The sequence below is a fragment of the Crenothrix polyspora genome (assembly GCF_900163755.1).
GTDB classification, from domain to species: Bacteria; Pseudomonadota; Gammaproteobacteria; order Methylococcales; family Methylomonadaceae; genus Crenothrix; species Crenothrix polyspora.
This window is the reverse complement of record NZ_FUKI01000149.1, coordinates 1-6422: the sequence shown is the minus strand read 5'-3', so window position 1 is coordinate 6422 and position 6422 is coordinate 1. Positions and strand designations below refer to the sequence as shown.

Annotated in this window: 9 protein-coding genes; 3 read left to right on the top strand and 6 right to left on the bottom strand. The window is 42.5% G+C overall.

The genetic code is table 11. From position 1 onward, the window contains the following. The 3 genes from CRENPOLYSF2_RS15375 to CRENPOLYSF2_RS15365 all read right to left on the bottom strand — a co-directional run. Positions 1-217: DUF4277 domain-containing protein (locus tag CRENPOLYSF2_RS15375; protein ID WP_140396881.1), on the bottom strand; the 217-nt coding region annotated here is incomplete at its 3' end. Positions 218-443: 226 nt separating this feature from the next. Beyond that, positions 444-722: a hypothetical protein gene (locus CRENPOLYSF2_RS15370; RefSeq protein ID WP_087144836.1), complete on the bottom strand. Its 279-nt coding sequence runs from the start codon at positions 720-722 to the stop codon at positions 444-446. Beyond that, complete coding sequence (locus CRENPOLYSF2_RS15365) at positions 722-1354, bottom strand: ParA family protein (protein ID WP_087144835.1); 633 nt, start codon at positions 1352-1354, stop codon at positions 722-724. Before CRENPOLYSF2_RS15365 ends, CRENPOLYSF2_RS15370 begins: the two co-directional genes overlap by 1 nt. Positions 1355-1808: 454 nt before the next feature. Here CRENPOLYSF2_RS15365 and CRENPOLYSF2_RS15360 point away from each other — a divergent pair, with 454 nt between their 5' ends. Continuing rightward, complete coding sequence (locus CRENPOLYSF2_RS15360; protein WP_087144834.1) at positions 1809-2438, top strand: hypothetical protein; 630 nt, start codon at positions 1809-1811, stop codon at positions 2436-2438. Positions 2439-2503: 65 nt separating this feature from the next. Here the strand turns inward: CRENPOLYSF2_RS15360 and CRENPOLYSF2_RS15355 are convergent, their stop codons facing one another. From CRENPOLYSF2_RS15355 to CRENPOLYSF2_RS15345, 3 genes are all read right to left on the bottom strand, one after another. Next, entirely contained in the window at positions 2504-2815 is a 312-nt protein-coding gene (locus CRENPOLYSF2_RS15355; RefSeq protein ID WP_087144833.1) for a DUF6794 domain-containing protein, read from the bottom strand. A 167-nt stretch (positions 2816-2982) separates the two neighbouring features. After that, positions 2983-3231 (bottom strand): hypothetical protein, encoded by a 249-nt coding sequence (locus tag CRENPOLYSF2_RS15350; RefSeq protein ID WP_087144832.1) that lies wholly within the window; start codon positions 3229-3231, stop codon positions 2983-2985. Next, a complete protein-coding gene (locus CRENPOLYSF2_RS15345) occupies positions 3228-3488 on the bottom strand; it encodes a hypothetical protein (protein WP_087144831.1) in 261 nt (86 codons plus the stop codon). The genes CRENPOLYSF2_RS15350 and CRENPOLYSF2_RS15345 overlap by 4 nt, the downstream gene beginning before the upstream one ends. Before the next feature lie 442 nt (positions 3489-3930). Between CRENPOLYSF2_RS15345 and CRENPOLYSF2_RS15340 the strand changes: the two genes are divergently transcribed. Together CRENPOLYSF2_RS15340 and CRENPOLYSF2_RS15335 are read left to right on the top strand one after the other, a co-directional pair. Continuing rightward, positions 3931-4863: a tyrosine-type recombinase/integrase gene (locus CRENPOLYSF2_RS15340; RefSeq protein WP_087144830.1), complete on the top strand. Its 933-nt coding sequence runs from the start codon at positions 3931-3933 to the stop codon at positions 4861-4863. A gap of 5 nt (positions 4864-4868) precedes the next feature. Beyond that, positions 4869-6422: SNF2-related protein (locus CRENPOLYSF2_RS15335; RefSeq protein ID WP_176371136.1), on the top strand; the 1554-nt coding region annotated here is incomplete at its 3' end.

Genomic DNA, 6422 nt, shown 5'->3' with positions numbered 1-6422 from the left:
GCAACGGGCAATTCTCAAAAAACAACGGGGCCAAGGTCATCGGTTTGTTGGAAAATCCTAAGCTATTGATAATCATGCCTGCAACCGTTTCACCAGCCGATAAGGTCTCTCCCTCATAAGTCCCTAACTGCCCGTCAATCAACTCGGCAATTTTTAAATCTTTGATGACACCGGCAACAATGCCTAAGTGGTCTAAGCGCTCTATGGAGTAGTTCATGCTTGCCCCCGTGTTTTGAGTTATTTTTCTGTGCCTAATTAAATGACAAGTCGGCACTTAAGTCTAAATCAAAATTTAACGGGAGGGTAGCCGCTCAATGTGAGTTTATAGTGTGCATTTTTATAGTTAAATAGCTGCTATCTTTATATAAAAATAGCAGCTAGATTTATATTTGTTATTTTTATAGCGGCTATTTTTCTAGCTTCTATATTTATGACTGCTAGTTTTATAGCTGTCCATGTTTATTTTCATAGAGGGCAATAGACTTTTCTAATAGCTCAACAATCTTGAGCTCATCCCTAGCCGCTAGCATTTTTACTTTTTTGTGGAATTCTGCTGTAACGCGGGTTGCCAATTGTTCAGTACGCCCCGTTTTTTTTAGTGATCTTCCATCTATGGAATCATCTAATGGCGCTACTTCTGGAGCACTTAAATTATTCCCCGCATCATTCAATGATGGTGGAGTTCCTAAGTTCTTTTTTTTAAAGGTTGAGAGATCGGCCATTATTCGCTTTTAATTGAATCAACGATGGATTGGATTAACTCATCAGCCCTTTTATTGAGTGACTGATAAGACGTTTCTAAAATTGACAGCCCAAGATTTTGAGTTTGTCGATAAGCGGGTTTTTCAAATAAACATCCGCCTAAAATATTGTAACCAGTTTGACCAAGATACTCTCTACACGCATCCAGTTCTGAATCAGTACCAATTCTGCATAAAGCAAAATATAGCTTTGACTTTGGTATTCCTGCTTTAAACAATTCATGGAACAGTAATATCGCTGGTTCCAAATCATCCATACTTGCCCCAGTAGGTTGTATTACGATGTCTGATTGTTGCGCTATATCCAAAGTCGCTTTACTGGCTCTTGCTGGGCCATCAATAATCAACAAATCATAATTATCGATATTCTTTAATGCTTGATCCGCTGTCTTGAATGATTCGACAGAACCCACGGGTGGGTAATTTGAATGTAAGCGCCTCCGATGCCAATTAATGACAGTCCCTTGCTGTGTATCCAAATCGGCTACTTTAACGTTTAGCTTCTGTTCATTAGCTTCCCTTGCTAATGCCCTGGCTAAAGTTGATTTACCAACCCCGCCTTTCTGTGAGATAAAACTTATACATATTGTCATTATAGCAGCTAGATTTATATAAAAATAACAGCTAGATTTATAGCATATAGATTAAATTAAATCAATTAAATCATTGTAAAAGGCAAGTCATAGCGGAGTTTAGAAGCGCTTGAATAGCAAAGCCTGAATAACGCTAATGCTGAATAATGCTGCGGTGGTCGGGCGCAACTGGCAGGGATGCCGGTTGCTTTTACCAGGGATGGATTACACGGTAGTTGCCGGTACACTGAAGTGAGCAATTCGGGAGGGAGAGTTTAAAAGCGCACAGGGACGTGCGCTTTTGAGCCGACTGGACGATTTGCGGATTTAATGCGATTCATCGCGCAGGAATATTATTTTTAGAATCTTTAAATAATCTATATAGATTATTTATTGGCTTTATTTTAGATAAATATATAATCATATTATATTTATTTTTAATTTAATAAAAATTCTTTAACCTTGGGACATAAAAATGAGCATCGAAAAATTCATCACTGATAAAACACAACAGAAAGCAAACACTGAAGCAGTTACGTTAAGATTGGCAAGCGACACGGTCGCTATTATTGATGAATTTTCATCAACACTTGGCGTTACTAGGCAAGAAGTAATAGCTGAATTCGTCAAAGATTCTTTGGAAAGGGCACTAGCGCATTATGAAGAAATGCAGAACACACCAGATCCAATTGATCACTCTGTTGATAACGATGATGAAAAATCTCCACGTTACGTCTTTTTAAACACAAACAAAAGGAACAGTCATGACGATCATTCTTATATGATTTCCAATGGGATAGCAGCAGCATTTTATAACCCTTGGAAATTTAAAATAGATACTTTGAAGAAGGGTGATGTAATTTTCCTGTACGAAAGTGGAGCTGGAATTGTTGGCGTTGGTAAGGCTGATGGTAATACTGAAATATTAGATAAAGGCAAAGATGTAGGGGAAACCCACCAACAAAAGCTAATCAACTATCGAAGTGTAAAACCTTTTAGTGCGCGGGAAATTAAGAAATTGACTGGAACAAATATGCGTTTTTTGCATACTATGTTCAAAGTTAAAGCGGCTCATGGTGATTTGATTGAACAGCAATTGAAATAAATTAAACCATTAATCGACTGCCGTTATAGTTTTGGATTGAAGCTTGAGCATTACTATTTCTCTGATTAGTGTGCTTGAGTTTCGGGTGATGACCGTAACCTATTCCACAATGCCTGAACAATTCCATCAGAAGCATCATCTGGATGCACCGTACCGCACGAAGCCAATAACGGACTGTCGGGTTCATGCAGTCCAAAAGCATTCCGAATCATAACGCCAAGACTGAAATGCAAATTGATCAACTTGTCATTTTTCATGGCCGCAATAGCAAGTTTGTGTTCACCCTCCAGTATAGTCATTAGCTGATTGACTGCATCAGCACTGGTTTCCGGTTGTTGGAAGCTTTGTTGAGAATGATCTTTCCAGTTTTTAGCCACTAAATTAAGCTCCGTAAATTATGTTCTACAAAGCATAGACCAAACTTTAGCCAATCTAACTAAACCTAAATTTTACGGATAGTTGAGTTTGTATTTGGCGCACAAAAGCCCAGGTTACCCACATTTTTTGTGGATAAACCTCACGCACAGCATCGGGCAATCATCCCCTACCGTAAAATCCTATGAAACATTTCTGTCGTTTGTTTAAGTTCACGGCATTTAAAATAAGGCAGCGCCACCAGCACAACACCGACACCAATCAATAGCGGCACTGTCCCGACAAAATAGGGCAAGACCATCAACGCCAATCCACACAGCAAAGGTGAAAGCCGTTGCTGTTTTTTGCCATAAACGAAAAATCCCAGGCCAACCGAACTGAATACCACACCCCAGAGCAGCAACGCTTCACTGGTCATACGGATTGCTGCGGCACAAAGCGCACCAGTCCATTACGCGGCGGGTTCAGCTTTTTCTCCAGTTGCACCAAGGCCAGCCGGATCACTTCGGTGTAGCCGTCCTGTAATTTGCCCTTGTCGCCGTAGCCGAGCGAGGCCATCAATTTCAGTAGCCGCTCGTTGTCGGATTGGTCGAGCCAGCAGGTCAGGTGACGGTCACCGGATTGGATTCTGGATTCGCGGTAGCGTTTTTGTTTTTCTGAGTTTTGGATTGTCATAGTCGGTTATATGTAACTGCAAAGTTGGTTATATATAACCAATTTTGGTCACATGGGCAGTTTCGCCTTTTCTTCTGGTCAAAATCGGTAGTTATTTTATAAAAAACATTTTTAATCAATTGTTTGGTGTTTTTGTTAGGTCGGATTTGCGCCCACAAAACATCAATCTCGTTTTTATAGGCAGCAAGTTCCGTACCGTCAAAAAACCGTGTTTTTGTGGGTAAAATTACCTAAACAAATGCTTAAGTTATTTTAGTGAGGCCAGATGTCACCGCTGTGTGTTTTTACGGCCCTTAATAGGCTTTAATTTGCGTGGAATCTAGAAAATTACGTTTATACACTTACACTAAAAACACCTTAAATATTCATTTAAGTGTATAATGGCAGGACGGGAAAGCCCGAAAAAATAATTTCAGGTTTGCAAACACGGGGTGGAGTAGTCATGGCTGATTCAAACAAAACAGCATTTTCAGACATCCGGAAAGACTTCCTGGGATTTTTGAAATTCACCAAGAACTACAGCGACACCACCTGTTACGGCTATTCGTCGGATTTAAACCGCTGGCACAACTGGCTCACGCTAGCCAACACCACCTGGGACACCGCCAAAGCGTCTGACGTGGAGAATTTTGTCGCTTACCTCGCCAAGGACAAAGTGGGGGCGCACACCATTGCCCGTAAAATCTCCTGCCTGGCGACGTTTTACAAATGGGCGAAGCGCAACAACAAGGTTTCCGAAGACCCGATTTACCAGATCGAAAAGCCCAAGCGGCCACGGCGCATCCCCGTGTGGCTGGAAACCGAGGAACAAGCCGCGCTGATGAAGGCCACCCGCAACTACGACGACATCCCCGACAATATCTTTGGCCGCAGCCGCGCCTCGGCGTTGAAGATACGCCAGCGTTATGACCTGCTGTTTGAATTGATCCAAAAATCCGGCCTGCGGATCAGCGAGGCATTGGGGCTGAAGGTGGCGCATGTCCGCATGGTGGACGGCGTGGCCAAGCATGTGCGGGTGATCGGCAAGGGCGACAAGGAACGGCAAGTGCCGTTGCCGGAATCTTTTGGGCGGGTGCTGGCGCTGTCCTTGGCGGGGAAGGGCGGTGAGGATTATGTGTTCGCCAAAAAACCGGGGGCTAGGCCACCAGGGGCGCATGCGGTACGGGCATATCTGAAAAAGTTGATCGACAAGGCGGGGATAGACAAGAAGGTGACCCCGCACAAATTACGGCATACCTACGCTACGCGCTTGCTGGAAAAGGATGTGCAGTTGGTGGATATTCAAGCCTTGTTAGGCCATGAGAGCATCGCCACCACGCAGATTTACACTCATGCGGGGCAGGAAAGGTTGAGTAAGTTGGTGGCGGATATATAAAAAGCATGGAAATTATCGACAATATCAATCAGCTGTTGGGCGATAACCTCAAACAAACGCTAAAGTCTGGTTCAAAGCTCAAGATCGCTGCATCCTGCTTTTCAATTTATGCATTCGAGGCATTAAAAAAGGAACTGGAAAATATTGCTTCACTTGAATTCATTTTTACCTCACCTACTTTTGTACCAAATGAGGTGACCGACAAAATAAAAAAAGAACAACGTGAATTCCACATACCCAAGGCCGGTCGTGAACGTAGTCTGTATGGTAGCGAGTTTGAAATTCAACTAAAGAACAAACTGACACAACGAGCCATTGCCAAAGAGTGTGCTGATTGGATACGTCGCAAAGCTAGTTTTCGCTCTAATAACAGCAAAGCCCCCATGCAGCAATTTGCTTGTGTGCAAAATACGAATGATGCGGCTATTTATATGCCTTTACATGGATTTACCGCCGTTGATTTAGGATACCAGCCAGGTGATGCGGTTTCCAATATCGTCAATAAATTTGATGAGCCCAGCAATACCACCGTCTTTCTGAATTTGTTTGAACAAATCTGGAATGATCCAGAGAGACTTGACGATGTAACTACACGCTTATGTGAACACATTGCTTCGGTGTACCAGGAAAATTCGCCGGAGCGGATTTACTTTCTGATGCTGTACAACATCTTCAATGAGTTTTTGGAAGAACTTAATGAAGATGTACTTCCCAATGACCGTACCGGTTACCAGGAAAGTTTAATCTGGAAAAAGCTGTTCAATTTTCAGCGAGATGCCGCCACTGGCATTATCAACAAGCTGGAAACCTACAACGGCTGTATATTGGCGGATAGTGTAGGTTTGGGTAAAACCTTTAGCGCCTTGGCGGTGATTAAGTATTACGAGTTACGCAACCGTTCGGTACTGGTTTTGTGCCCTAAAAAATTAGCGGACAACTGGCTAACGTATAATCGTAATCTAACCACCAATATTTTTGCTAAAGATCGCTTCAATTATGACGTGTTATGCCACACCGATTTACAACGCACCAGTGGCGAATCTTTTGGCACGCCTTTAAATCGGATTAATTGGGGCAATTATGATCTCGTGGTGATTGATGAGTCACATAATTTCCGTAATAACGATATCTTCAAGGATAAAGAAACCCGTTACCAAAAGCTGATGAATTCAGTCATCAAACAAGGCGTAAAAACCAAAGTATTGATGTTATCCGCCACTCCCGTCAATAATCGTTTTAATGACTTGCGTAACCAACTGGCGTTAGCCTATGAAGGCGATTCGGAAAACCTTAATCAACGGTTACACACGGAAAAAGATATAGAGACTATTTTCAGAAGAGCGCAGTTAGCCTTTAATGCCTGGGTTAGCCTTTCGCCGGAACAGCGTACTGCAAACGCTATACTCAATACCCTGGATTTTGATTTTTTCGAATTACTGGATAGCGTTACCATTGCCCGTTCCCGCCGACACATTGAAACTTTTTACGATACTGCCGATATAGGCAAATTTCCTGAACGTCGCAAGCCTTTGTCTTTCCATTGCTCATTAACGCAACGT

Bases quoted from the DNA above. Each gene is read 5' to 3' on its own strand.
- CRENPOLYSF2_RS15360 (WP_087144834.1), top strand. From the start codon at position 1,809: ATGAGCATCGAAAAATTCATCACTGATAAAACACAACAGAAAGCAAAC.
- CRENPOLYSF2_RS15340 (WP_087144830.1), top strand. From the start codon at position 3,931: ATGGCTGATTCAAACAAAACAGCATTTTCAGACATCCGGAAAGACTTC.
- CRENPOLYSF2_RS15370 (WP_087144836.1), bottom strand. From the start codon at position 722: ATGGCCGATCTCTCAACCTTTAAAAAAAAGAACTTAGGAACTCCACCA.
- CRENPOLYSF2_RS15365 (WP_087144835.1), bottom strand. From the start codon at position 1,354: ATGACAATATGTATAAGTTTTATCTCACAGAAAGGCGGGGTTGGTAAA.
- CRENPOLYSF2_RS15345 (WP_087144831.1), bottom strand. From the start codon at position 3,488: ATGACAATCCAAAACTCAGAAAAACAAAAACGCTACCGCGAATCCAGA.
- CRENPOLYSF2_RS15350 (WP_087144832.1), bottom strand. From the start codon at position 3,231: ATGACCAGTGAAGCGTTGCTGCTCTGGGGTGTGGTATTCAGTTCGGTT.